The organism is Pedobacter aquatilis (assembly GCF_032678405.1).
GTDB lineage: Bacteria > Bacteroidota > Bacteroidia > Sphingobacteriales > Sphingobacteriaceae > Pedobacter > Pedobacter aquatilis_A.
Window position 1 is genome coordinate 694,251 of sequence record NZ_JAVTSJ010000001.1, and the last position, 24,255, is coordinate 718,505.

Annotated in this window: 25 protein-coding genes; 10 read left to right on the forward strand and 15 right to left on the reverse strand. The window is 35.7% G+C overall.

What is annotated here, in order from left to right; genetic code table 11:
* Positions 1-8 precede the first annotated feature (8 nt).
* A complete protein-coding gene (locus R2R71_RS02985) occupies positions 9-515 on the forward strand; it encodes a hypothetical protein (RefSeq protein ID WP_316829759.1) in 507 nt (168 codons plus the stop codon).
* A 156-nt stretch (positions 516-671) separates the two neighbouring features.
* Here R2R71_RS02985 and R2R71_RS02990 read toward each other — a convergent pair whose 3' ends face one another.
* Together R2R71_RS02990 and R2R71_RS02995 are read right to left on the reverse strand one after the other, a co-directional pair.
* Positions 672-1,532 (reverse strand): ferritin-like domain-containing protein, encoded by an 861-nt coding sequence (locus R2R71_RS02990; protein ID WP_316829760.1) that lies wholly within the window; start codon positions 1,530-1,532, stop codon positions 672-674.
* An 18-nt stretch (positions 1,533-1,550) separates the two neighbouring features.
* Positions 1,551-2,270, reverse strand: coding sequence for a ferritin-like domain-containing protein (locus R2R71_RS02995; protein WP_316829761.1), 720 nt, complete (start codon positions 2,268-2,270; stop codon positions 1,551-1,553).
* Between the two features lie 126 nt (positions 2,271-2,396).
* Here R2R71_RS02995 and R2R71_RS03000 point away from each other — a divergent pair, with 126 nt between their 5' ends.
* The 5 genes from R2R71_RS03000 (at position 2,397) to R2R71_RS03020 (ending at position 8,468) form a co-directional block, all read left to right on the forward strand.
* Complete coding sequence (locus tag R2R71_RS03000; RefSeq protein WP_316829762.1) at positions 2,397-3,185, forward strand: LytTR family DNA-binding domain-containing protein; 789 nt, start codon at positions 2,397-2,399, stop codon at positions 3,183-3,185.
* The gene (locus R2R71_RS03005) at positions 3,172-6,177 is read left to right on the forward strand and encodes a two-component regulator propeller domain-containing protein (RefSeq protein WP_316829763.1); all 3,006 of its coding nucleotides are present in this window, start codon (positions 3,172-3,174) and stop codon (positions 6,175-6,177) included. Before R2R71_RS03000 ends, R2R71_RS03005 begins: the two co-directional genes overlap by 14 nt.
* A gap of 252 nt (positions 6,178-6,429) precedes the next feature.
* Positions 6,430-6,996 (forward strand): SMC-Scp complex subunit ScpB, encoded by a 567-nt coding sequence (gene scpB, locus R2R71_RS03010; protein WP_316829764.1) that lies wholly within the window; start codon positions 6,430-6,432, stop codon positions 6,994-6,996.
* A gap of 89 nt (positions 6,997-7,085) precedes the next feature.
* Complete coding sequence (locus R2R71_RS03015) at positions 7,086-7,277, forward strand: hypothetical protein (RefSeq protein WP_316829765.1); 192 nt, start codon at positions 7,086-7,088, stop codon at positions 7,275-7,277.
* Positions 7,278-7,349: 72 nt separating this feature from the next.
* Complete coding sequence (locus tag R2R71_RS03020) at positions 7,350-8,468, forward strand: GNAT family N-acetyltransferase (protein ID WP_316829766.1); 1,119 nt, start codon at positions 7,350-7,352, stop codon at positions 8,466-8,468.
* 130 nt (positions 8,469-8,598) lie between these two features.
* On the opposite strand, the gene R2R71_RS03025 is transcribed toward R2R71_RS03020, so the two are convergent.
* The 11 genes from R2R71_RS03025 to R2R71_RS03075 form a co-directional block, all read right to left on the reverse strand.
* Positions 8,599-9,528 (reverse strand): EamA family transporter, encoded by a 930-nt coding sequence (locus R2R71_RS03025; protein WP_316829767.1) that lies wholly within the window; start codon positions 9,526-9,528, stop codon positions 8,599-8,601.
* A 4-nt stretch (positions 9,529-9,532) separates the two neighbouring features.
* A complete protein-coding gene (locus R2R71_RS03030) occupies positions 9,533-10,012 on the reverse strand; it encodes an Lrp/AsnC family transcriptional regulator (protein ID WP_316829768.1) in 480 nt (159 codons plus the stop codon).
* Positions 10,013-10,133: 121 nt separating this feature from the next.
* A complete protein-coding gene (locus tag R2R71_RS03035) occupies positions 10,134-10,454 on the reverse strand; it encodes a helix-turn-helix transcriptional regulator (protein ID WP_316829769.1) in 321 nt (106 codons plus the stop codon).
* Between the two features lie 75 nt (positions 10,455-10,529).
* On the reverse strand, positions 10,530-11,882 hold the full coding sequence (locus R2R71_RS03040) for a UDP-N-acetylmuramate--L-alanine ligase (protein ID WP_316829770.1): 1,353 nt from the start codon (positions 11,880-11,882) through the stop codon (positions 10,530-10,532).
* Between the two features lie 77 nt (positions 11,883-11,959).
* Positions 11,960-12,799 carry a 50S ribosomal protein L11 methyltransferase gene (gene prmA / locus R2R71_RS03045; protein WP_316829771.1) on the reverse strand — a complete coding sequence of 280 codons (840 nt, stop codon included), beginning with the start codon at positions 12,797-12,799 and terminating at the stop codon, positions 11,960-11,962.
* A complete protein-coding gene (tpiA, locus tag R2R71_RS03050; protein WP_316829772.1) occupies positions 12,800-13,561 on the reverse strand; it encodes a triose-phosphate isomerase in 762 nt (253 codons plus the stop codon).
* 51 nt (positions 13,562-13,612) lie between these two features.
* A complete protein-coding gene (locus R2R71_RS03055; protein WP_316829773.1) occupies positions 13,613-14,779 on the reverse strand; it encodes a GlmU family protein in 1,167 nt (388 codons plus the stop codon).
* A 72-nt stretch (positions 14,780-14,851) separates the two neighbouring features.
* On the reverse strand, positions 14,852-15,100 hold the full coding sequence (locus tag R2R71_RS03060; protein WP_025142617.1) for a type B 50S ribosomal protein L31: 249 nt from the start codon (positions 15,098-15,100) through the stop codon (positions 14,852-14,854).
* A 178-nt stretch (positions 15,101-15,278) separates the two neighbouring features.
* Complete coding sequence (locus R2R71_RS03065; protein WP_316829774.1) at positions 15,279-15,977, reverse strand: hypothetical protein; 699 nt, start codon at positions 15,975-15,977, stop codon at positions 15,279-15,281.
* A gap of 181 nt (positions 15,978-16,158) precedes the next feature.
* Positions 16,159-16,806: a response regulator transcription factor gene (locus tag R2R71_RS03070; protein ID WP_316829775.1), complete on the reverse strand. Its 648-nt coding sequence runs from the start codon at positions 16,804-16,806 to the stop codon at positions 16,159-16,161.
* Between the two features lie 53 nt (positions 16,807-16,859).
* Entirely contained in the window at positions 16,860-18,617 is a 1,758-nt protein-coding gene (locus tag R2R71_RS03075) for a histidine kinase (protein ID WP_316829776.1), read from the reverse strand.
* Between the two features lie 124 nt (positions 18,618-18,741).
* On the opposite strand from R2R71_RS03075, the gene R2R71_RS03080 reads away from it, so the two are divergent.
* Positions 18,742-20,367: an amidase gene (locus R2R71_RS03080; protein WP_316829777.1), complete on the forward strand. Its 1,626-nt coding sequence runs from the start codon at positions 18,742-18,744 to the stop codon at positions 20,365-20,367.
* A gap of 25 nt (positions 20,368-20,392) precedes the next feature.
* On the opposite strand, the gene R2R71_RS03085 is transcribed toward R2R71_RS03080, so the two are convergent.
* Both R2R71_RS03085 and mce read right to left on the reverse strand, forming a co-directional pair.
* Positions 20,393-20,668 (reverse strand): hypothetical protein, encoded by a 276-nt coding sequence (locus R2R71_RS03085; protein WP_316829778.1) that lies wholly within the window; start codon positions 20,666-20,668, stop codon positions 20,393-20,395.
* A 217-nt stretch (positions 20,669-20,885) separates the two neighbouring features.
* Complete coding sequence (gene mce / locus R2R71_RS03090) at positions 20,886-21,293, reverse strand: methylmalonyl-CoA epimerase (RefSeq protein WP_316829779.1); 408 nt, start codon at positions 21,291-21,293, stop codon at positions 20,886-20,888.
* A 118-nt stretch (positions 21,294-21,411) separates the two neighbouring features.
* On the opposite strand from mce, the gene R2R71_RS03095 reads away from it, so the two are divergent.
* The 3 genes from R2R71_RS03095 (at position 21,412) to R2R71_RS03105 (ending at position 23,547) form a co-directional block, all read left to right on the forward strand.
* A complete protein-coding gene (locus R2R71_RS03095; protein WP_316829780.1) occupies positions 21,412-22,623 on the forward strand; it encodes an IscS subfamily cysteine desulfurase in 1,212 nt (403 codons plus the stop codon).
* A gap of 105 nt (positions 22,624-22,728) precedes the next feature.
* On the forward strand, positions 22,729-23,142 hold the full coding sequence (iscU, locus tag R2R71_RS03100) for a Fe-S cluster assembly scaffold IscU (protein WP_316829781.1): 414 nt from the start codon (positions 22,729-22,731) through the stop codon (positions 23,140-23,142).
* A 78-nt stretch (positions 23,143-23,220) separates the two neighbouring features.
* A complete protein-coding gene (locus tag R2R71_RS03105; RefSeq protein WP_316829782.1) occupies positions 23,221-23,547 on the forward strand; it encodes an iron-sulfur cluster assembly accessory protein in 327 nt (108 codons plus the stop codon).
* Positions 23,548-24,255: the final 708 nt, after the last annotated feature.

The window sequence follows — 24,255 nt, forward strand, 5'->3', positions numbered from 1 at the left end:
GATTTATCATGTTTCGGAAATATTTTTGCCTTTTCTTTTTCCTCATTTTAAGCATAGCAGTAAATGCACAGCAAAATTGGTTTAATCAAAAGTTAGGCGATAAAATCAGTATATCTTTTCCAAAAAAACCAGTAAAAGCTTCTGAAACATCCTATGGTGTTAAAGATGACGAAGGTGTAATTTTTGCTGCCAGCATGGCTGATATCGCAAAAGCAATTAATTTTGATAAGGCGGCATTTGATAGTGTAGTGGTTGAGCAGGATTTTGCTAATGAATTTCTGGAAGGTTTTAAACCGTCGATGCCAAAATATACATTTGGGCCAGTTTCGATCTCAAACCTTACCGGAAAAACTTCGTATCAGTTTGAAGGCCGTGATGAGGTTAATAAATCACGAGTGTATTTTATTACTATATTCATCGATGGTGTTGCTTACAGTTTCACCTGTATCTTGCCTGACGGTAAAAGCATCCTGAATAAAAACATATTTTTCAAGGGAATAACCATTTCTAAATAGCTACTCAACTCATTTTAAATAACAACATTTCCCGCAGCCCAAAAATCTATCTGCGTTAAAATCCTGCAAAAAAAAGGGAAACAGAACCTAAGTCCTACTTCCCTACCTTAAACTAAACATTACCTATTTTAATCAGGATTGATTATATTCTTTCTATTATAATTTTGAACCCGTTCTTAAGAATAAATTTGCGATTGTAACCACACTTGCGGTATCTAAAGCTTCATCAAAGGATTCTACAGCTGCAGCTTTCGTTACACCAGTATTACCGTTTATACCGGTAATGGTAACACCTGCCTGTACATCCAGATTTTCGCCAGCATAAACAGGATCAACCTGAGGTACACCTGTATCGTTAGAAATGCCGCCAGCGCCAAGGCTAATCCATGGTTTAATTGAAGCACCGGCAGCGGCAAGCATCTGGCGGATGTGCGAAGCATGACGCGCTTCTACAGAATGAATTTGCAATGCGGTAGTTAATACTGAATTACCCTTTAAAACAGTTGCCTGTCCTTTGTATGCCCTTACGCCTGTATCTTCAAAACCTAGCGCAACTTTTAAGAAAGTAGTGTAATCAGAATAAACCGTTGAAAAGGTACCGCCTGCGGTAAAGTCTGTCATTGCGTAAGTAATCTCAGCCCTGGCTGAAGAACCTAATGCACCTTTTAATAAAGCAACGTGAGCAGCTTCATGATCGCGGATAGTGGTGATTGCAGCTTTTGCGGCAGTAGTTGGATACGCAAAGGTAACATCAGTACCTAACAAAGCGTGGTTATAAAAATTGAACTCCAAATACTCTAAAGCCAGTGCAAAATTCAATGTTCCAACTACAGCTGTTGGTAATGTTTGTCCATAGGCTTTGGTAAACATCGAACCTAATGCCAATGGTGCAGCCGCGAAAGCAATTTTTTTACCCATTGAGTAAAAATCTTTCATTGCAGCTCTTCTCGGACTTAATCTTTCATAGATTTCGCCGTCAACTTTTTCAATTTCTTCTAATATATTTACGATATTCATGATTTCAGGAGATTAAGATTAAAGATTAATTACATTAATTTTTGTTTTGATGTATTTACCAGCTACAGCCAATACCTTATCTGGTGTTAATGCGCCATCCAAACCACCTGCATTGTTCGAACCAAGTGCGGTTAAATCGTTTAAATCAGCGAAAGAACCATTAGATATTAAATCGCGGATGTAAGCAGCATGGCGAGCCTCTACAGAAACAATTTTGCCAGCTAACACTAAATAAGCATCAGTTTTAATACGTACACCTGCTCCGTTATAAGCTGCAACACCTAAATCTTCGAAAGCTTTAGCTGCCCCCAAAACACTTGTACGATCGGTAAAATTAATGCTCGAAAAATCAACCTCTAAACTACCAATTGCAGCAGTGCTCAAAGCGTTTTTAAAAAACTCTCTGTGTGCAATTTCATGAAACTGAATATCCTGGAAATAAGCTTTTTCAGCAGCAGAGAAGCTTGTTGGTGGAGCTGAAGCAACTTTAACATAAAATGCAGCTTCCAATTGCTCTAAAGCGTAGGCATAGTTTAATACACCAAAGTCATCTTTAAAATCTAAAGTTGCACCATCCATTGATGCGTAACCACGGTCTTTTTTACAACCGGCAGCTATCAATGCCATTCCCGCAGCACTGGCTCCGGCAAATTGTAGAAAAGACCTGCGGCCTAAACTACCATTAAACAAACTTTCTTGCTGAAGTTCATCTTTAATTTCTAGTTCATTGTTTTTCATATTTTTTACGTTTAGGGATTTTTCAATCTCGGTTTGGTGATATATACGTGACAATTACCAGTCTTGGTTTTTGCATTTACATTTTTTTTTATAAGGCGTTTTTAATACATTCACCAACCTATAACTATGAGTATATTAAAAGCTATTATTGTTGATGATGAGGAATTTGCACGTTCTTCGCTGTTCTTTTTGCTGCAACAAAACTGTCCGCAGGTAGAAATTACCGGCATAGCCCGTTCAGTTGCTGAAGCGAAGGAAATCCTTGCTCATCACCCTATAAACCTAATATTTCTTGATATTGCAATGCCTGGAGGTAATGGTTTTGAGCTTATTCCAGCCGCCCAGCAACACAATGCTGCCGTGATATTTACAACAGCCTACGATCAGTATGCTTTAAAAGCAATAAAGGCCAATGCGCTCGATTATTTATTGAAACCAATAGATATTGATGAATTAAAAATCGCAGTCGAAAAAGTTGTAGAGCACATCCGGCTACACAATACCATTGATAAAAAAGACGAACGGATCACAAATCTGGCATCGAGCCTCACCAGCAGGACAGAAATAAGAAAGCTTACACTTCCTTATGGACAAGGTTTTAAAATGATTGATATTGATGATATTATTTACATTGAGGCCGATAGTAATTATTCGGTATTCCATTTAAGTAATCACGATAAAATAACCGTTTCGAAAGTACTTCGCGAATTTGAAGAACTTTTACCTTCCGAGCAATTTGTTCGTATACATAAATCAAGCATCATCAACCTTAATCATTTAAAAGAATATAATTCTAAAAATGGCTTACAGGCACTTCTTAAAAACGGCGATAGTATAAATGTATCAAGAAGAAGAGCAAGCGATTTTTTTGAAAAAATAAAGCTATTTACAAAATCGAACGGTGAGCATTATTAGAAACACTCAACTCATTTTTTCGGCAATTATCCGATATTTCTACACAAAAACAGTGTTCAGAAACAGCTTCTTATTGCTATCCCTTGCCTTATTAGCTTTTCCTAATTACATTTTAGCACAAACAACTTATTTACCACATTACACCTCTAAAAACGGACTGGCAAGTAATAATTGCTATTATATTTTACAGGATAAAAAAGGTTTCATATGGATTGCCACAGATGCAGGTTTAAGCCGTTTTGACGGAACTAATTTTCAGAATTTTAATATTGAAGATGGCTTACCTGATACACAAATACTTCAGATAAAAGAAGATAGGGCGGGCAGGTTATGGTTTTTAGCGCTAAACGGTCAATTAAGCTTCCTTAAAGATGGTAAATTTTATAACCGTAATAACAACAAGTTACTTAAAGAACTAAATTCAAATACTGTAATTGTTTCTTTCTTAGAAGATAAAAAAGGTAGAATATGGCTGGGAACAAACTCAAACCTTATCATTCTTTGGGATGGAAAATCTGTTAAAAAATTTATTTCACCTGGCGTAAATACCCAGTTTACAAATGCTTTTCTTCATGAAGATGAAAAAGGAAATATTTATGCATACAGCGATTTAAGCAGACAAAAGTACGACGGAAAGAATTTCTCTGTTACCACAAACAAAGTTAATCCCTTATCGTACATGTCGGCTTGTAACCTACCCAACGGATCGTTGTATTATCTGGATGAGCAAGGACTGAAATTATATCAGCATAATACGATAAAAAGCCTCATAACCATTCCCGACAATTTGCTGAAAAATATGTCTGGTTATTTTTATTATGATAATAAGAATGGAGAAGTTTGGCTTGCAAATAACAACGGCGCACTGGTAATGGACCGAAGCGGCAAAACAGTGATGTATTTGCAAGGCATTACCGTTAATCAATCGGTAAAGGATTACAGCAATAACATGTGGTTTGCTACAAACCAGGGCATTTATATGTTGCCGAATGTCAATTCCCGCTTATCAATCATCGATGCAGAATCGGGCTTGAGCAGCAACGTAATTAAAAGTATTACCAAGGATAGTAACAACAGGCTCTGGCTTGGCACTGATGATGCGGTGATTGATATACTAAATATTAAAAACTATGCAATTGATGAGGTTGGTCTGGATGATTACAAAAAGTATAAAGTAATAAAACAAATTGCTTTCGATGAGAAAAAAGATGCCGTTTATTTTTCATCTGATTATGGATTAGGCGTTTTTAAAAATGTATCGAAAACCAAAGATGATGTAAAATACCTCAAGGAGGCGAACAATTCAATGTTTGTTGTAAAGCATTTTAGCCTGAGCGAAAAAAACAACCAATTGGCGCTGGCATTATCTTCGGGAGTAGTTTTCCTTTCCGACAGGATAAACAAACTCGAATTTAACTCATTAAAATACCGAGAGAAAGAAGATTTTTTCAAAGACAGGTCTTACCATGTTTTTTACGATAAAAATGGTGGTTTGTGGTTCTCTAATGTTAATGGTTTATCGCAATTCGCCAATGGCAAATTAATTCAGCATTTTAGAAATAATCCGCTGTTAACCAAAAGGATAAACGATATACAGCAATTACCTGACGGCACTTTAATTTTAGCAACCGACGGTTATGGCATTCTTTTTTATAAAGACAATAAAATCATCAGACAGATTACTCAAAAAAATGGTTTAACGAACGATATCTGCACAAAACTTTTTATAAAAAACAATGAAATTTGGGCGCTTACCAATAAAGGGGTAAATAAAATTTCGGATTATGCAAATAAGGCTGAAGTAATTAATTTCGATTATGGAAAGGATTTGCTTACCGAAGATGTTAACAGTTTATACATTGATGATAGTACTGCTTATTTCGCTACAAATAAGGGATTAATTCTTTTTAAGTACGACAAGAAGAATGTAAGCAAGAGTCATCCAAAAGTTTACATCACATCGATTATAAAAAATGGCGAACGTTTACCGATAAATCAGAATAATTTTACTTTTGAGAGCGGAAACAACACCGTACTTTTCACCTTTGGTGCAGTTGATTTTACCACAAGTGATATAACATACCGCTATCGTTTAAATGAAAATTCGGCATGGCTCGAAACCCGAACCCGGCGATTGGATTTTTCGGCATTGCAAGCAGGCGATTATTTGTTCGAAGTAAGTGCAAAAAGCCAGAATAACGATTGGGGGCCATCTGCAAAAATTGCTTTTACCATTAAAAAGCAATTCTGGCAAAGCCTGTGGTTCTTATCAATCTTAATTCTTTTGGTAGGTTATGTTTTCTATAAACTAGCTGTGTACATTACAAGAAGGCAAAAAGATAAGGAGCAGGAACAGCTTTTGCTTAAAAACAGAATTTTAATGCTCGAGCAACAGGCATTACAGGCGATGATGAATCCGCATTTCGTTTTTAACGTAATGAACTCCATCCAGCATTACATCAATACTCAAAACACAGCATCGGCCAATAAGGTATTAACTGGTTTTGCAAGATTAATTAGAAAAAACCTTGAAATCTGTACGAAAAGCTACATAACCCTGGAAGAAGAGCTGGAGTACTTAAACTTATACCTTAAACTAGAAAAAAACCGTTTTGGTGAAAAACTTCAATATGTAATTAATATTGATGAAGAAATAGACAGAGACGAAACCTTAATTCCGTCGATGCTTTTACAACCTTACGTAGAAAATGCTATCTGGCATGGTATAATGCCGAAAGAAACCGGAGGCGAAATACAAATTAACATACACCTACTTGATGAACAATACCTGAATATCGAAATTATTGATGATGGTGTGGGAATAGAGAATTCGCTCAAAGACAAAAAGGACAAACACATTAGTAAAGGGATGCAACTCACTAAAGAAAGGTTAAATCTTTTAGGACAAATTGAAGCAAAACCTATACAGTTAAATGTACGTCAAAACAACGAAAACGGAACAACTGTATTCATTTCTATACCGTTAAAATAGAATTATTACCGTTTACTCAATTATTAATACCACTCACTAAATAGAAATAACTTCGCATTAAGATTAGCCTTAAACTTGTGTTAGAAATAAACGATAGTGTTTATCAAAAACGTTCTTATAGAATTGATATAGATATTTAATAACCTAACCTAAAACTATATCTTAATTCAGGTTTCATTTGTGTGTTGAAAGCGGTCTTGTTTTTTAAAAAGCGAGACCGCTTTTTTTTGCTCAAAACTTTTACTTTTGTTTATGCCCCAAACTAATATTACACAACACATAGAAGCCCTTATTTTTTCTTCGGTACAAAGCATTAATGTACAGGAAATTATCCTAGCGCTTAATGCTGTTTTTGAAGATGAGATAATTGAAACGCAGGTTTTTGAAAGTTTAGATGAAATTAAATTAAAATATGCTGATCATAACTTTGCAATAGAACTCGTAAATCTTAATAAAGGATATCAGTTTTTGACAAAGAAAGACTATCACGAAACAGTAAACCAGTTACAGCTACATCGTTCAAAGAAAAAACTGAGCCAGGCCGCTATGGAAACACTGGCAATAATTGCCTACCGTCAACCCATCACTAAACTCGAAATAGAACAAATAAGAGGTGTAAATTCCGATTATTCTGTACAAAGGCTTTTAGAGAAAGAACTAATAAGCATAGAGGGAAAAGCAGAGACACCTGGAAGACCAATTTTATATACCACAAGTAACTTATTTATGGATTACTTTGCTTTGAATAACTTATCGCAGTTACCACAGTTAAAAGATATAACCCGTGAAGAAAATACAATAGGCGAAACTACCGAATAAATTAATTTTAATTTGTTTAAAACCAGTTTGTTATTAAAAAAAGTTTTTTCGTATTTTTAAACTATAAAAGCAATTTTTATTTTTGTTGTATGAAAACTCCAAAGAAATCCCCGACAAAACCGACTACTAAAAAAGAAGTAGAAGATAACGACGATTTTGAAGATGATGCAGATTTAAAACCTGCAAAAAAATCCCGTGATGATGATGATGACGACTTTGATGGTCCTTTAGATGACCTGGATAACTTCGACAACTTTGATGACGACGACGACGATTATTAATTTTTAAAAAAACTATATATTTGAAAAGCATCCGCCCGTTTGGTTGGATGCTTTTTAATTTTAAAATCTGCCATGCAAATTATACAGGTAAGTAATTCTACGCTAAAAAACGATTTCTTAGAAACACCAAAAATTCTTTACAAAAACGATAAAAACTGGATTTGTCCGCTTGATTCAGAAGTAGAGAATGTTTTTGATCCGAATAAGAACAATTTCTTCAGCCACGGTAAATGCACACGATGGGTTTTAAAAGATGAAAGCGGAAAGTTAATTGGGAGGATTGCAGCTTTCATCAACGAAAAAAAAGCTTTTCAATACGAACAACCTACCGGTGGGATGGGTTTTTTTGAATGCATAGATGATGAGCAAGCAGCTTTCTTATTATTCGACACGGCAAAAGCCTGGCTTACTGAAAATGGAATGAAAGCCATGGATGGACCAATAAATTTTGGTGAAAATGATAGCTTCTGGGGCTTATTGGTTGATGGGTTTACCCCTCCTTCTTTCGGTATGAATTACAATTTCCCATACTATCAAAAATTTTTCGATGCCTACGGTTTTGAAACACAATATGAACAGTTAACCAACCACATCAATTTAACCATCCCCTTTCCCGAAAGATTTACAAAAATAGCCAATTGGGTTAGAAATAAGCCTGGTTACACGTTTGAATATTTCAGCAAGAAAAATTCGGAAAAGTACATTGCCGACCTGATGGAAATCTATAATGATGGCTGGCAAAATTTCGAAAACTTTGTTCCTGTAAAGAAAGAAACTTTAGAGGAAAGTTTTAAAAGTATGGAGCCGATAATGGATGAGCATTTAATTCAATTTGCTTATTTTGAAGGAGAGCCTGCATCTTTTGTTGTGCTTATTCCCGATGCAAACCAGATGATTAAAGGTTTTGATGGTAAATTAGGCTTATTACAAAAGTTAAAATTTGCATACCGCAGATGGGTTGGCGTTACACGTATGCGAGCAATTGTAATGGGCACCAAACCAAAATTCCAGAAACATGGACTAGAGTCTGTTCTATTCATTCGCCTTGGAGAATATGTACTACCAAAAAATCAGTACAAGGAATTGGAATTAAGCTGGGTTGGCGATTTTAACGAACAGATGATCGCCATTCACAAAGCTACCGGAGCTACTTTCGGTAAAAAGCATTTAACAATGCGGAAAGTTTTTTAGCCTAAAACAAAGTCTTTTTGATTATACCGGCTATTTTTCATTTTTAATGCAATGAAGAAATCTATTTTAGATATTATATAGATTTCTTCATTAAGTATTAATTTGGGAGGGATAAAAGTTTAAGAACAACCTACACCTTTTTATATTTCGGAATATTAATTAGCAGTACACTTCCCAGAATAATTACAAGTCCGATTACCTGTGTAAACCCAATCTTCTCATCGGTAAAAGTTAAACTGAGCAGTACCGCCACAACCGGATTTACATAAGCATAAGTACTCACCTGCGTAGCCGGGCGAACTTTTAACAACCATACATATGCGCTAAATGCGGCGATAGAGCCAAACAAGATCAGATAAATGATAGACAACCAAGCATCAAGTGGAATACTTCGCCAATCGAGCTGTACAAATTCTGATTTTAATAAAGCACCGGGTAAAAAAGCTAAACTTGCCATCAGCATTTGCCAACCTGTATTTACTGAAACCGAACTCTCTGTAGTAGGATGGTATTTTGAATAAAGAGAACCACCTGCCCAGGCAATTGGTCCAAAAACCAGTAAAACCATACCAATAATTTGCAGGTTACTTTGCGGTTTATCGAGCGCCTGTACAATCTGGTCGCCGAATAAAAGTACAACACCTAAAAAACCAATAATTAAGCCTGATACGATATATTTATTACTGAGGTTTTCTTTCCAGTGTGATTTATCAAGAATAACAAACCATATTGCAGCCGAAGCCACCATAATAGCCACTAAACCGCTTGGAATAAACTGCTCAACCCAGATTACGATACCATTTCCTAACCCTAGCATTAAAAGACCACTAACAGTTGCAATTTTAATGGTTTTAAGGTTAAAAATTTGTTCTCCATTAACCCTGCACCAGCTTAGCATTAAAACACCCGCAATGGTGAACCTTACAATCCCTAAAGTAAAAGGCGGAAAACCTGCCAAAGCCTTTTGAATAAAAAAGTAAGTTGAACCCCAAACGATGTATACAATAGCAAAAGCCAGGTAAACCATTACCGGCGATGCATTTTTATTTAAGTTCGTCATGATTTTACTTTTGAGGAATTACCAGTTGTTGCTGCTCTTTTACCGTTTCTAAAACAATCGTTGTTTTCACCGATAAAATATTAGGGATCTTACTAAATTCATCGCGGAGCAAAGCCATAAGTGAGGCTGAATCGGTGGTTCTTACCTTAACCAGAAAGCAATCATCCCCGGCAATAACATGTACTTCCTGCACATCAGGAATCTTCGCGAGTTCGTTTGCGGTATCGTTACAGCTAAAACTCTGGGCCGACTTCATCGAGATAAAAGCCAATAGCTTTAAATCAACAGCCACAGGATTTACTTTGGCGTTGTATCCGGTAATTACATTCTTTTTTTCGAGTTTTTTTACGCGTTCTAGAACAGCTGAAGGGACGAGCTCCAATGCCTTTGCCAAATCAACGTTAGAAATCCGGGCATTTTCCTGCATCAGTTTGAGTATAGCTAAATCGACATGATCGAGGCTAAAAGTATTTTCGACTATCATTCTATAAAACTAAAAAGAATAAGAACAAAATTCAAAATTATTTTAATATATATGAATTTTATTCTATTTAAATTTTAAATTTATGACAATTAATCGAATTAAACTCAACAGAAATGAATTTTCATATACCCAGCTTATCATATAGCTCAATCACTTTTTTACGAAGTTTATTAAGCTCGTCCTCTTTCTCTATTAGCTCTTTTTTAAGGAAAACCAATTCGCTTGAAGCATCTGCCACATCTGCTTTTTCATCAATTAGCTGAGCAACGGAAATTTTAAAAGCTTTTGAAATCTGAAGTAATCGGGAGATATTGAGATCAGTTTGTCCGGTTTCAATTTTACAGAAAGCCGGGGTTGATATTTTAAGCAGCTTAGCAGCATCGGCCTGGCTTAATCCGAGCGATATTCTACTTTGCTTAATATTTTCGCCTATGTTTTTCATACAAAGAGCCAGAAAACTAAGGCGTGAGATCCTGATAGTGATTTAATCTAATTTTCAAAATCTCACACCTAAAATCTATTTGTTTAATGAAGCTGCGAGTTCAGGCAAATCAAAACCTGCATAATTACCAGAACTCATCATTAATAAATTTGTATCCTTATAATTTAAACTTAACAAATACGTCTTTAAAGCTGAGGCATTATTGAAAAATTTAAGGTTTGGATTTGAAAAAGAGTCCTGAACATCCTGCTCAGAAAATGGCTCCATCCTTTTTTGCTCAAATGATTTCAAATCGATAAAAACGATTGCATCATCTGCTTTATCCATCGAACCTGCATATTCCTTTAAAAAATCTTTATTTAGACTGCTGAAAGTATGCAATTCAATACAAGCAACAAGTTTACGATTAGAAAACTGCGATTTCACGGCATCGATAGTCGCCTTTAACTTTGACGGCGAATGAGCAAAATCCTTGTACACATTTGTAGACTCATCAGCAGAAATAACCTCCAGACGTTTCGCTGCACCGGCAAATGACGAAATTGCCTGGTTAAAATCCGTTTCGCTAATATTGAGCTGAGCACAAACTAGTTTTGCAGCATTCATATTCATCAGATTATGATCGCCAAATACCTTTAATGCCGTTTTTTGAGGAAGTAAATAAGTTATGCCCTCTCTTATTTCGTGTTCAGGAATAGCGTAGCCTATTTTGGTTATTTGCGCACTGCTGTTTGCTACAATTTCATTCAGATCGGCATCTGCCTTGCAATAAATCAAAGTGCCGTTAGGCTCAATGGTATTTATAAATTTGTCAAATTGCAAAGTATAGTCAGCGTATGTTGGGAAAACATTGATATGGTCCCAGGCTATGCCACTAATAACTGCCACATTTGCCTTGTAGAGATGAAACTTGGGTCTTCTATCGATTGGTGAAGATAAATATTCATCACCTTCAATAATCATTACCGGAGCTTCCTCTGTTACTTTAACCATGGTTTCGAAACCTGCCAATTGCGCCCCAACAAGATAATCGAAATCGCGGTTGTAGTAATTCAATACATGCAGAATCATACTGGTAATGGTTGTTTTACCATGACTACCGCCAATTACCACACGCAGTTTGTTTTTGCTCTGCTCGAAAATATATTCAGGGTATGAATAAATTTTAACGCCAAGTTCCTGGGCTCTTAGCAATTCCGGATTATCTATCCTTGCATGCATGCCCAAAATTACGGCATCAAGCGCTTTAGAAATGCGGTTTTCATCCCAGCCCATTTCGATTGGCAAAAGCCCATATTTATCTAATCTGGATTTTGCAGGTTCAAAAATAACATCATCAGAACCTGTTATTTGATAACCTTTTTTATGTAAGGCAATTGCTAAATTGTGCATGGCACTTCCGCCAATTGCGATAAAATGTATGCGCATATACTTAATGATTGAATTTTAAATGATTGAATTATTGAATGAATGCTATTCATATCATCCATTTCACATCACACATTTTACTTTTTTTCAAACTGAGCCGCAACCCAATCGCCGTTTTGTTTGTGATCCAGGTATTTGATACCATATTTAGCGCATTCGGCTGTGAGCATACTTAAATCAGGATCTAAATAAAAACCACTAAAGAAAATTTTACCGCCTGTTTTTAAAACTTCAGCATAACGATGAATCTGATCTAAGAGAATATTGCGATTAATATTGGCAAAAATAATCTCATATTCATCATTAGGAATTACTTCCTTACTACCACAAAGTGCATCTAAATTATCAACCTGGTTAAGTGCGGCATTTTCGATGGTACTTTGGTAACAGATATCATCATAATCGATAGCCATTAAATTTTTAGCCCCAAGTTTTGCGGCCAGGATCGCTAAAATACCGGTGCCGCAGCCCATGTCGAGGATATTCTTATCCTTTACATCAGCAGCTAAGATATATTGCATTACCATGGTTGTAGTTTGATGATGACCAGTTCCAAAAGCCATTTTTGGGTCGATCACGATCTCATACGGATATGACGGTTGAGGTGTATGAAATGTAGCCCTCACATAGCAAACATCATCGATAATCAACGGACTAAAATTCTTCTCCCATTCGGCATTCCAATTCTCATCGGCAACGTCTTCCAACAGATAATCTGTTGCAAATTCCTCGCTGTAATTAGCCAAAAGAGCTTTTAATTCCTGCTCATTAAAATTATCCTTGATTACAAATGCAGTAAAACCACCCTCACTATCTTCGAAAGTATCGAAGCCTAAATCGGCAAGATCGCTTATGAGCAGATCTTGCTGATAGTCTTCAATACCTTTGAATGTAAATATTGCCTTAATGTATTGCATCTAGCTATTTAATGCTTTAATAATATCTGTAAAATCACGTGATTTTAACGAAGCTCCACCAATTAAACCACCATCAATGTCTTTCTGTGCGAATAAGCTCGCGGCATTACCTGGGTTACAGCTACCACCATATAATATTGTAGTATCGTCAGCAACATTAAAACCATAGTTTGCTTCTATTTCAGAACGAATAAAGGCATGAATATCTTGTGCTTGTTCAGGTGATGCAGTTAATCCTGTACCAATAGCCCAAACTGGTTCATACGCAATTACAACTTTTTTGAAATCTTCTTCAGTTAAACTAAAAAGACCTTCAACCAATTGTTTCTTCAGCACTTCATAGTAACTTCCATTATTACGTTCATCTAATGTTTCACCAATACAAAAAATCGGCTTTAATCCATTAGCTAAAGCTGTTTTGGTTTTTGCTGCTAATAACTCATCACTTTCAGCCTGGTACTGTCTGCGTTCTGAATGGCCTAAAATAACATACTCCACGCCAACAGATTTAACCATTTTCGCTGAAATTTCTCCTGTGTATGCACCACTCTCTTTATCGTGAATATTTTGAGCACCAATGGCAACATCAGTACCACCAAGCTTTACCAAGCTATTTAAATGAACAAACGGAGCACAAATAATAGCAAGCTGATCGCCCTTGCGTTCATCTTTTACCATATTTACAATTTCGCTGAATAATGAAATGCCTTCATTATAATCTAAGTTCATTTTCCAGTTACCGGCAACAATCTTTTTTCTCATTTTGTATTATTATTTAAGGATTGGTTGACCCCTAAAGATCAAGGTTTTATATTAAAATCGTCTGTACGATTCAGTTAATTCAAATACTTTGGCAATAATATCTCTTTCTGTATTAGTTAAAGACAGGTTTTTTCTGGCGAATACCTTTTCAGTCGTTTCGAGCATTTTATCCAATCTATATACTTCAAAGCTATTTCCACCGCCCCAACTAAAATCGGGTATATAATTTGGCGGAAATCCACCACCAAACACATTTGCACTAACACCAACTACACTGCCGGTATTAAACATCGTATTTATACCACATTTAGCATGATCGGCCATGATTAAACCACAAAACTGCAGGTGTGTGTTACGCATTTTCTCCCTTTCATAATCGTATAGCTTAACTTCGGCGTAGTTATTTTTCAAATTAGAATTGTTGCTATCAGCACCAATATTGCACCATTCGCCCATTACTGAATTACCGAGGTAGCCATCGTGTCCTTTAGCTGAATTACCCCATATTACAGCATTGTTAATTTCACCGCCTGCACGACTATTCGGGCCGATTGTAGTACCTGAATAGATTTTCGCTCCCATTTTTACCGACGAGTTTTCGCAAAGTGCAAAAGATCCTCTGATTAAGGAACCTTCCCAAACTTCGGCATTTTTCCCGATGTAGATTGGCCCATAGCCACTGTTAAGCACACTACATTCAATTTTAGCACCTTCTTCAAGAAAAATATCATCACCAAGCAATTGATTGGTACTGCTTATTTTAGCAGAACTTCGACCATGTGTTAACAGTTTAAAGTCTTTTCTAATCTCTCCCGGGTTATAGCCAAAAATATTTTCCGGATGAACGATCTGTACAAAATCGGCAACGTATTCAATCTGCTTCAAGGATTTAACCAACTCAAGATTGTGTTGCTCAGCCTTATAAGCGATAACAATATCATTTTTATAAAGTGCTTCACCTGCTTTAAGATTGTTTACTGCATTGAGCAAAGCCTCATCAGGACAAACAGATCCGTTTATAAATAACTCAGCATTAGGTTTAGGCGTAAATTTTCCGGAAAGATAATCCTGTGTGTAAAAACCAAAATCGGCATTTAGATATTTGGCCCATTTTTCAGCTATGGTTAAAATACCAACGCGTAAATTGGCCACTGGCCTTGTAAAAGTAAGCGGACGTAAAGACGCCCAGCAAGCATCATCAAATAAATTGATTATCATAAGGCGCAAAAATAAAAAAAGTCCCGATGCTTTTGGCAAAGGGACTTCAAAAAATGCTTTTTACAGCTAAAATTATTTTTTAGCGTAACGGTTTTTAAATTTATCGATACGTCCTGCAGTATCAACCAATTTCATTTTACCAGTATAAAAAGGGTGAGAAGTGTGAGAAATCTCTAATTTATAAAGAGGATACTCATTACCATCTTCCCATTTAATAGTTTCTTTTGTATCTACGCAAGATTTTGTTAAAAAAGCATATTCGTTAGACATGTCTTTGAAAACAACTGGTCTGTAGCTAGTAGGGTGCAAATCTTTTTTCATTTGAATATTATTTTAGTTATCTGTGTGAAACTTTCAAGAACTCTTTTGCAATTTGCTGGCAAAAACGCTTATGTCAATTTCTATTACTCTTTTTTATCTCTATTTTAGAGGTTGCAAATATCTTAATTTTATTTCTGATAAACAAGAGTAGAAAACAAATATTTTAATATTCTTATCCTTATGGAGAAACTAGCCTCGAAGCTCCAAATAGTTCAAGTAATTGCTTTTCTTTTGTAACTGCAAGAAACTCCTGCTGTGTAATCGCAGTTGAAAGTCCATCGCTTTCATAAATTAACCTACCCTGCCCTTCTTTAATAAAGGTATTATCTGTGGCTCCATTTTTATTTGAGATGCAAATTAAGCCATATTTAAAGCCTTTAAAAGTCTTATTTTCTAATTTAGCAGTTAAAATAATTGCGAATTCTGCCACTTTACCCCCTCTATTCGACTTTACTTTACCATAAACAGTGATATCGTTACCTGTACCTGAAATTGCCGTAACAATACTGGTATCTCTTTCAGCTAAAAAATTTTTACCCAACAAAAAAATGTTAAAATCAGCGTCTTGTTTAGAAAGATTAAGACGGGCATCACTAAATCTATAGCCAATTTTAACATCATTAGGAATGTTAGTGGCTTCTAATAATAATGGATTAATAGCGTAGTTCCCTTCAACATTGGCCGGTGTAATACCAGTATTTATGGTGAGTCCAAGTTTTTTCAAAGAATCCAGGTATATATCCGGAATAATTTGTTGGATCTGTTTTTTCTGGATTTCTACTTTGTTAATCTCTTCAACGAGATTATCATCTTTAGAGCAGGAAGTAATAGCAATGGTTAACGTTGCCAGCAAGTAAGTAAATTTTAAAAATTTCATGTGATTTAATTTTAATGTTTGCGATAATTGATTTAAACAAAAATTCATCAAATCAATTCATAAGCAAATACCACAACGGGTGATTTTAAACAGATAACTTAAAGACCTACAATTAATTAAATAACAAAAAAGCACCATAACTATTCTGGTTATGATGCTTTTAATATATATGAGAGCCATACTATAATAAACCCTGCTGCCTTGCTTTAAGAATTGCCTCTGAGCGACAAGCAACATGGAGTTTTTTGTATATATGTTTAATGTGCGTTCGAACGGTTTCGTAACTTATAAAAGCCTTTTCAGCAATTTTCCGGTAGTTATCTCCCTCAATCATTAATGAAAGTATTTCTTTTTCCCGGTTACTTAAATCAAAATCGGCTTCATTTGGCTGCACAAGCATTACGTTTTGACGAACAAAAAACTGCATTACTTTATGGGCGATTGCTGAAGACATCGAAGCCCCTCCGTTATAAACTTCTTCCAATGCCTGTAGTTGTTTCAAGGGGCTGTCGGTTTTTAAAATATATCCCGATGCACCAGCACACAAAGCATTAAATATTTTCTCGTTATCGTTAAAAACAGTCTGGATAAGTACTTTCACTTCAGGAAATTTTGTTCTTATGATTTTAGTCGCCTCAATACCATTACGCCCGGGCATTTCAATATCCATTAATACCACATCCGGCCGACTAAAAGTAACATCTGCCTCAACCTGATTGACATTAACAAAAGTACCCGAACAAACAAAACCTGGCGTTCCGTTAATAATGGTTTTTAACCCTTCACGAATGAGTTTGTTATCTTCGAAAATGGCTACTTTAATTTCCATAATATTTTTACCCTGTAAATTTGCCTGTTTAAAAATCATTAAAAAATCACCCTTTAGGTGATTTTACAAATAAGTTCAATTTTTGTTCCTTCGCTGCCAGAACTCTGGATTAATAACCGGCCACCAATCTCTTTAGCCCTGCTTTCCATATTTATCAATCCATTACCTTTCAAAGTTGCATCATTAATAAAACCCTTTCCGTTGTCGCTTATTAAAATATTAATGTTTCGATTAATCACATTAACATCGATCTTCAGCAAGCTACATTCACTATATTTTACAGCGTTATTTATGGCTTCTTTACAGATTAAGTAAATATTTTTACGCTGTTCCATTGGTAGTTTTGAAGCAGCGAGTATTTCAGGAATATCAAATGAAACATTTATATATTTTACGGCTGCGATTTGTAAAGCAAAATCCTTCAACCGCTCTAAAAGTTCATATAAATTATCCTGCATCGGATTAACAGCCCAAACAATATCATTTAGTTTTGAAGCCATTTCACCGGCATTATCCTTGATTAACTCCAGCGATTTATTTACTTCCTCCCGTTGATTATTTTTTAGCTGTTCCTGGGTGATGTAGCTATACATGGCAATGCCACTTAATGTTGCACCAACTTCATCATGTAAATCCTGGCTGATTTTAGTCCTCAAATTCGCTAAACGTAAACGTTGCAAACTGTAATATCTATAGGCAATAAATGCAGCCATAAAAACCAGTAAAACCAGTAGCAACACATACATCCTGGTTATTGCCAGGCTTTGTTTATTTTGAGATTCAGCTAATTCCAGATTAAAGATGAGCTTTTCATTTTTCAAACCCGTTAACAGAAGTGTTTGTATCTGGGTATTATTTCGCTCGTAAGTAGCAGTTTGAATTTGTGTTTTTAATTCTAATGTTTTTATTAACTCGTTATTATTGGCGTACTCACGATAAATCTTTAATGCCGTCTCTAAAAACATCAGGCTATAAAAATCATTTAATTGAGGATACTTTTTAAGTAAATTAAAGCCGACAGAAAGCTGGTTAAATGCAGTTGTTTTATCTCCTGTTTCAGCAGCACAATCGGCTAAGCCGCTATAACTATTTAATTCTACATCAAAATCCCGACTTTCTATCGAAGTCAGATTCGTTTGTCTGAAATATTTCTTAGCGCTATCAATCTGTTTTTCACGAATAAATGCACTCCCAAGGTTTAAGTTTGCTGTTGCTGTACCACGTCCCGATTTAATTTCTGTGGCTTTTTGTAGAGAAGCCCTACTATAAAAAATGGCGCTATCCGGTTTATTTAACTTTTCAAATGCTTCAGCCAGGTTTCCATAAATATGATGAGGCTTTGAAAGTTCGATATATTTTGAATCGTAAGGAGGTTGTTTACATAAAAGCAATGCTTTTTTAAAATAATCAATTGCCTGCGTTGTTTTATTATTATTCATGTAAAACAAACCAATAAAATTACAGGCATCAGCCATCAACAAGCTATCTTTTAAAACCAACGCAATATTCTCGGCTTTAAAAGCTTCCTGTAATCCTAATTCGTGCAAATTGTTATAATAATAAACTTCAGCCTGCCTTGATGTTAAAAAGTATGAAAATAACGAGGGTTTACGGTAACTAACTTTAGTGTAGATTTTATTGAGCCACAATTGTGCAGAATCGTAATGATCTGAATTCATGTATTCATCAGCATGATTGAAAGCTTTAAGAATAAAAGCCTTATCAGCACCATTTATTTCAGCAGTGGGTTTATCTTGTCCGAAAACAATTAAAGGAATTAACAATAAAAAAAAGAGAAGCTTTTTTTCCATTTGGTTTTAAATATAAAGAAAATGACGATAATACATTTGAAATGAATTAATTACATACAATACCCTCCAAAACGAATACAAATCCAGATAAAAAATTATATTTATAACATCAATTATTCCCCAGATGAACAGAAGAAACTTTTTAAAAAACAGCTCAACCACAGGATTGGGACTAGCGATAGGTATACCTGCATCGGCTGCTGTAATATCCACAGTCTCAAATGATGTTTCCAGTTTTAATGATGATTTCGAATTAAATGAAATTACCATTACCGAATTGCAAAAAAGGATGCAATCAGGAAAAACCTCGTCGGCAACGCTTACAAAAATGTATTTAAAAAGAATAGAAAAAATTGATAAGAAAGGACCTAAACTCAATGCGGTTATTGAAATAAACCCTGATGCAATTAAAATTGCTACTGAACTGGATGAGGAAAGAAAAGCTGGTAAAATAAGGGGAATGATGCATGGAATTCCGGTTTTAATTAAAGATAACATTAACACTGCCGATAAAATGCAGACCACGGCTGGTTCGCTGGCTTTAGCGGGTAATATTGCAACCGAGGATGCCTTCATCGTTAAAAAATTACGCGAAGCAGGTGCCGTTATTTTAGGCAAGACAAATTTAAGCGAATGGGCAAATTTCCGCTCAACACGCTCGTGCAGCGGCTGGAGCAGCCGAGGCGGGCAAACTAAAAATCCCTTTATCTTAGACAGAAGTCCGAGTGGCTCAAGCTCTGGTTCCGGTTCTGCCGCTTCGGCAAACCTTTGTGCAATTGCTATAGGTACCGAAACAAACGGCTCAGTAATTGCGCCATCCACTTATAATGGAATAGTCGGGCTAAAACCAACAGTCGGTTTATTAAGCCGAAGCGGAATAATCCCCATATCGAAAACCCAGGATACCGCAGGACCAATGGGTAGAAGTGTTACCGATGTTGCAATTTTGCTCTCCGCTCTAACCGGCATCGACACAAACGATGAAATAACAAAAACCAGTGAAGGTAAAACTGAAAAAGATTATACCTTATTCCTTAAAACCGATGCCTTAAAAGGACAAAGAATAGGTATAGAAAAATCGTTTCTATCCGGACATGAAGGAGTTGTTTCACTTTATAAAAATGCTATTAATAAACTCAAAGAATTAGGCGCTGAAATTATCGAAATTGAATTACTTAAAGAAATGAGGGTTATAGGTTCTGCAAGTTTTACTGTACTGCAATGCGAGTTTAAGGATGGTGTAAATACCTATCTGTCAAAAGCAAATGCAAAAGTAAAAACTTTAATTGATGTAATTACTTTCAACAAAGCAAATGAAGCTACCGCCATGCCCTATTTTAAACAGGAAACCCTGGAAAGCAGCGATAAAGCACCTGACATAAGTAGCAAGGAATATAAAGATGCGCTTGAAAAAGTACTTTCATCAAGAAAAATTATTACCGATTTGATAACCAAAAATAAACTCGACGCAATTGCAAGCACAAGCTATGGAATCCCTTCGGGAATTGATTTATTTAACGGCGATTACAGCAATGGTTTTTATTTCTGCTCGCCTGCAGCCATGGCCGGTTTCCCTCACATAACTGTTCCAATGGGCAAAATTTATGAATTACCTGTAGGGTTATCGATAATGGCCTCAGCCTACGAAGAAAAAAAGGTTTTGGCTATGGCTTTTGCATATGAGCAGGCAACAAAACACAGAACGGCCCCCAAATTTATCAGATCTTCAAATTTTTCATCGGGTATTTAATAATTGATGCAGAAAAACAATATGATTACCTACTATATTTTTTCCAGGTTTCGAGCTTAGCCATCTGCCGGGCGATATAAGTATCTGCAATAACTTCTGCAGCGCTTCGCCCCTCAGCAGTTTCGAGCAACTCTTTTAATTTATACTGATCAACATCCGCCTTATACAAAATCTGAATAAGTTTAGAAAAATCATTATCTATAAGGTAAGCAAAGGCATTAACCAATGTTTCATGTAATTGGCTTTCTGATAGATTTTCATTGATATCAAAATCTTTACTGATGATTTTTATTACCGACATGGATCAGGATTTTTAGGATTACTGTTGATCATATTAGTAGAAAGCGATGAAACACAAAATTAAGTAAATAAACCTGATAGAAACGGGCATCCTGTATCTCTCGAGATAAAGTGGAAGCAGGACTGAAGAAGCAATGAAAGCCGAACTATTCATTTTCAAAAAAACAAATAATCAGCAACCCCTCCCATTTTCCATCATCCATCCCACATCTTCCATTTTAAATCCACTTAATCTCCTGACAAAGTTCTATTAAAACACCATTAGTTTCTTTCGGATGCACAAAGCACACCATTTTATTATCGGCCCCTTTCTTTGGCGTTTCATTGAGCAATGTAAAACCCTTTGCTTTAAGGCGCTCCATTTCTTCAAGAATATCATCAACAGCAAATGCAATATGATGAATCCCCTCTCCTTTTTTCTGTAAAAATTTAGCAATTGCGCTGTCTTCCGAAGTTGCTTCGAGCAGTTCTATCTTATTTTCGCCGGTTTTAAAAAAGGCCGTATTTACATATTCTGATACTACTAATTCTGTTTTATAACAAGATGTATTCAAAAGCATTTCGTATAACGGAACCGACTTGTTGAGGTTATTTACAGCAATTCCAATATGTTCTATCTTATTCATCGTGTAAAAGGTTGGTTAAATGTAAAAATGCGGCTTTTATCTATAACCTCATAGCTATTAATTATAATTGTTAGAAAACTTTTTTTGTATCTTTGTAATCATAATTAACAGAATAGAGATGAAACAGCCGATATATTTAGATAATAACGCAACCACACCTTTAGACCCTAGAGTGCTGGAAGCGATGCTACCTTACTTTACTGAGAAATTTGGAAATGCCGCAAGCCGTAATCACGCTTTTGGATGGGTGGCCGAAGAAGGAGTGGATTATGCCCGCGAGCAGGTAGCCAAATTAATCGGCTGTACTGAAAAAGAAATCATTTTTACATCAGGTGCAACTGAGGCTGATAACTTAGCCATTAAAGGTGTATTTGAAATGTACAAAGATAAAGGTAACCATATCATTACTGCGGTTACTGAGCATAAAGCTGTATTAGATACTTGTAAACACCTTGAAAAAAATGGTGCCAGAGTAACTTACTTAGGTGTTAAAGAAGATGGTTTAATTGACCTTGCTGAATTAGAAGCAGCAATGACTCCTGAAACCATTTTAGTTTCAATTATGTATGGCAACAATGAAATCGGTGTTATACAACCTGTAAAGGAAATTTCAGCGATAGCACACAAACATGGCGCTTTATTCATGACTGATGCAACGCAAGCAGTTGGAAAAATCCCGGTTGATGTAAATACTGATGGAATAGATTTAATGGCTTTCTCTGCACACAAAATGTACGGTCCGAAAGGCGTTGGTGCGCTTTATGTTCGCAGAAAAAACCCAAGAGTTAAAGTAACATCACAAATGGATGGTGGTGGCCATGAGCGTGGCATGCGTTCAGGTACCTTAAACGTTCCGGGTATTGTTGGTTTAGGTAAAGCTTGCGAACTTTGCCGTTTAGAAATGGAAAGCGAAGCAAAACGTTTATCGGGCTTACGCGACCGTTTAGAATCGACATTAAGTAAAATGGAAGAGAGCTATGTTAATGGTAACGTAGAACACCGTTTACCACACGTAGCGAATATCTCATTCAAATATGTTGAGGGTGAAGGCTTAATGATGGCGATGAGTGATTTAGCCGTATCATCGGGTTCGGCTTGTACTTCAGCTTCACTGGAACCATCATACGTATTGAAAAGCTTAGGTTTATCTGATGATTTAGCACATTCTTCTATCCGTTACGGTTTAGGACGTTTCACAACGGAAGAAGATATTGACCATGCTATTGAAATTACACAAAAAGCGGTTAACCACTTAAGGGAACTTTCTCCACTTTGGGAAATGTTTAAAGAAGGAATTGACTTGAGTAAAATTGAGTGGGCAGAACACTAAGAAGCAAAAAGATTAAAGCAGAAAGATAAAAGCTTTAAGTCTTAGTCTTTCAACTTTAAGCAAAAAATAATAAATCACCTTCGCAGAAGGCAAAAAAATAAAAACATGGCATATTCAGAAAAAGTAATTGACCATTACAATAACCCACGTAACGTAGGTACATTAAATAAAGACAGTAAATTTGTAGGAACAGGCTTAGTTGGGGCACCTGAGTGTGGCGACGTAATGCGCTTACAAATTGAAGTTAGCGAAGATAACGTAATCACTGATGCTAAATTTAAAACATTTGGTTGTGGTTCGGCTATTGCTTCTTCATCTTTAGCTACAGAATGGTTAAAAGGAAAAACAATTGATGAGGCTTTAGCAATCGACAATATGGATATTGTTGAGGAATTAGCTTTACCTCCTGTAAAAATTCACTGCTCGGTGTTAGCAGAAGATGCGATTAAATCAGCTATTAACGATTACCGTGTTAAAAATGGCTTAGAGGCAATTGCGTTAGAGAAATCACACCACTAATATTAGTAGCAAGTATAAAAAGCAAATATCAGGATACTCAAATTTAATCTTGATACTTGATACTCAAATCTTAATACGATGATCACAATAACAGATAAAGCAAAAGAAAAAATCAATCACTTGATGCAGGATTCTGAAATGGGTGCTGATTACTTTTTACGTGTTTCAGTAAAAGGTGGTGGTTGCTCGGGTTTATCTTACAATCTGGACTTCGATAACGAAGAACAAAAAGGTGACCAGTTTTTTGAAGATAAAGGAATCAAAATTGCATTAGATATGAAATCTTTCCTTTACCTGGCTGGAACAGAACTAGATTTCACTGATGGTTTAAATGGAAAAGGTTTCAACTTTGTAAACCCTAATGCCAGTCGCACTTGTGGTTGCGGTGAGAGTTTCTCTGTTTAAAACTCATTACTAATAATATTTAAAAGGCCTCGACTTTTCGAGGCCTTTTTGCATTATGCTGTTTTTTGGTCCCCGCAGATTAACACTGATCTCACAGATTTAAAACGATTTCTTGGCTCAAAAGATTAGACAACTTGCTTACAATTTCTAATGGCCGTAATATCATAGATATAAATCTGCGTAAATCCCTTTCTTCTACGGGAAATAGTATTACAGCTGTTTTTTGGTTCACGCTGATTAACGCTGATCTCGCAGATTTAAAACGATTTCTTGGCTCAAAAGATTAAATAGCTTTCTTATAATTTCTAATGACCGTAACATCATAAATATAAATCTGCGTAAATCTCTTTCTTCTGCGGGAAATAGTATTACAGCTGTTTTTTGGTCCACACAGATTAACGCTGATCTCGCAGATTTAAAACGATTTCTTGGCTCAATAGATTAGACAGCTTTCTTATAATTTCTAATGATCGTAAATATAAATCTGCGTAAATCTCTTTCTTCTGCGGGAAATAGTATTATAGCTTTTTTTTGGTCCACACAGATTAACGCTGATCTCGCAGATTTAAAACGATTTCTTAGCTCAAAAGATTAGATAATTTGCTTATAATTTCTAATGACCGTAATATCATAAATATAAATCTGCGTAAATCTCTTTCTTCTGCGGGAAATATTATTACAATTAAATCGGCTGCAAACATCAAATTA

Coding starts and splice junctions, on each gene's coding strand:
- R2R71_RS03015 (WP_316829765.1), top strand. CDS start 7,086: ATGAAAACTCCAAAGAAATCCCCGACAAAACCGACTACTAAAAAAGAA.
- R2R71_RS02995 (WP_316829761.1), bottom strand. CDS start 2,270: ATGAAAAACAATGAACTAGAAATTAAAGATGAACTTCAGCAAGAAAGT.
- R2R71_RS03085 (WP_316829778.1), bottom strand. CDS start 20,668: ATGTCGGTAATAAAAATCATCAGTAAAGATTTTGATATCAATGAAAAT.
- R2R71_RS03025 (WP_316829767.1), bottom strand. CDS start 9,528: ATGACGAACTTAAATAAAAATGCATCGCCGGTAATGGTTTACCTGGCT.
- prmA (WP_316829771.1), bottom strand. CDS start 12,799: ATGCAATACATTAAGGCAATATTTACATTCAAAGGTATTGAAGACTAT.
- R2R71_RS03070 (WP_316829775.1), bottom strand. CDS start 16,806: ATGGAAATTAAAGTAGCCATTTTCGAAGATAACAAACTCATTCGTGAA.
- R2R71_RS03030 (WP_316829768.1), bottom strand. CDS start 10,012: ATGATAGTCGAAAATACTTTTAGCCTCGATCATGTCGATTTAGCTATA.
- R2R71_RS03075 (WP_316829776.1), bottom strand. CDS start 18,617: ATGGAAAAAAAGCTTCTCTTTTTTTTATTGTTAATTCCTTTAATTGTT.
- R2R71_RS03000 (WP_316829762.1), top strand. CDS start 2,397: ATGAGTATATTAAAAGCTATTATTGTTGATGATGAGGAATTTGCACGT.
- R2R71_RS03095 (WP_316829780.1), top strand. CDS start 21,412: ATGAAACAGCCGATATATTTAGATAATAACGCAACCACACCTTTAGAC.
- R2R71_RS03065 (WP_316829774.1), bottom strand. CDS start 15,977: ATGAAATTTTTAAAATTTACTTACTTGCTGGCAACGTTAACCATTGCT.
- tpiA (WP_316829772.1), bottom strand. CDS start 13,561: ATGAGAAAAAAGATTGTTGCCGGTAACTGGAAAATGAACTTAGATTAT.
- R2R71_RS02990 (WP_316829760.1), bottom strand. CDS start 1,532: ATGAATATCGTAAATATATTAGAAGAAATTGAAAAAGTTGACGGCGAA.
- iscU (WP_316829781.1), top strand. CDS start 22,729: ATGGCATATTCAGAAAAAGTAATTGACCATTACAATAACCCACGTAAC.
- R2R71_RS03080 (WP_316829777.1), top strand. CDS start 18,742: ATGAACAGAAGAAACTTTTTAAAAAACAGCTCAACCACAGGATTGGGA.
- R2R71_RS02985 (WP_316829759.1), top strand. CDS start 9: ATGTTTCGGAAATATTTTTGCCTTTTCTTTTTCCTCATTTTAAGCATA.
- R2R71_RS03040 (WP_316829770.1), bottom strand. CDS start 11,882: ATGCGCATACATTTTATCGCAATTGGCGGAAGTGCCATGCACAATTTA.
- mce (WP_316829779.1), bottom strand. CDS start 21,293: ATGAATAAGATAGAACATATTGGAATTGCTGTAAATAACCTCAACAAG.
- R2R71_RS03020 (WP_316829766.1), top strand. CDS start 7,350: ATGCAAATTATACAGGTAAGTAATTCTACGCTAAAAAACGATTTCTTA.
- R2R71_RS03060 (WP_025142617.1), bottom strand. CDS start 15,100: ATGAAAAAAGATTTGCACCCTACTAGCTACAGACCAGTTGTTTTCAAA.
- R2R71_RS03035 (WP_316829769.1), bottom strand. CDS start 10,454: ATGAAAAACATAGGCGAAAATATTAAGCAAAGTAGAATATCGCTCGGA.
- R2R71_RS03105 (WP_316829782.1), top strand. CDS start 23,221: ATGATCACAATAACAGATAAAGCAAAAGAAAAAATCAATCACTTGATG.
- scpB (WP_316829764.1), top strand. CDS start 6,430: ATGCCCCAAACTAATATTACACAACACATAGAAGCCCTTATTTTTTCT.
- R2R71_RS03055 (WP_316829773.1), bottom strand. CDS start 14,779: ATGATAATCAATTTATTTGATGATGCTTGCTGGGCGTCTTTACGTCCG.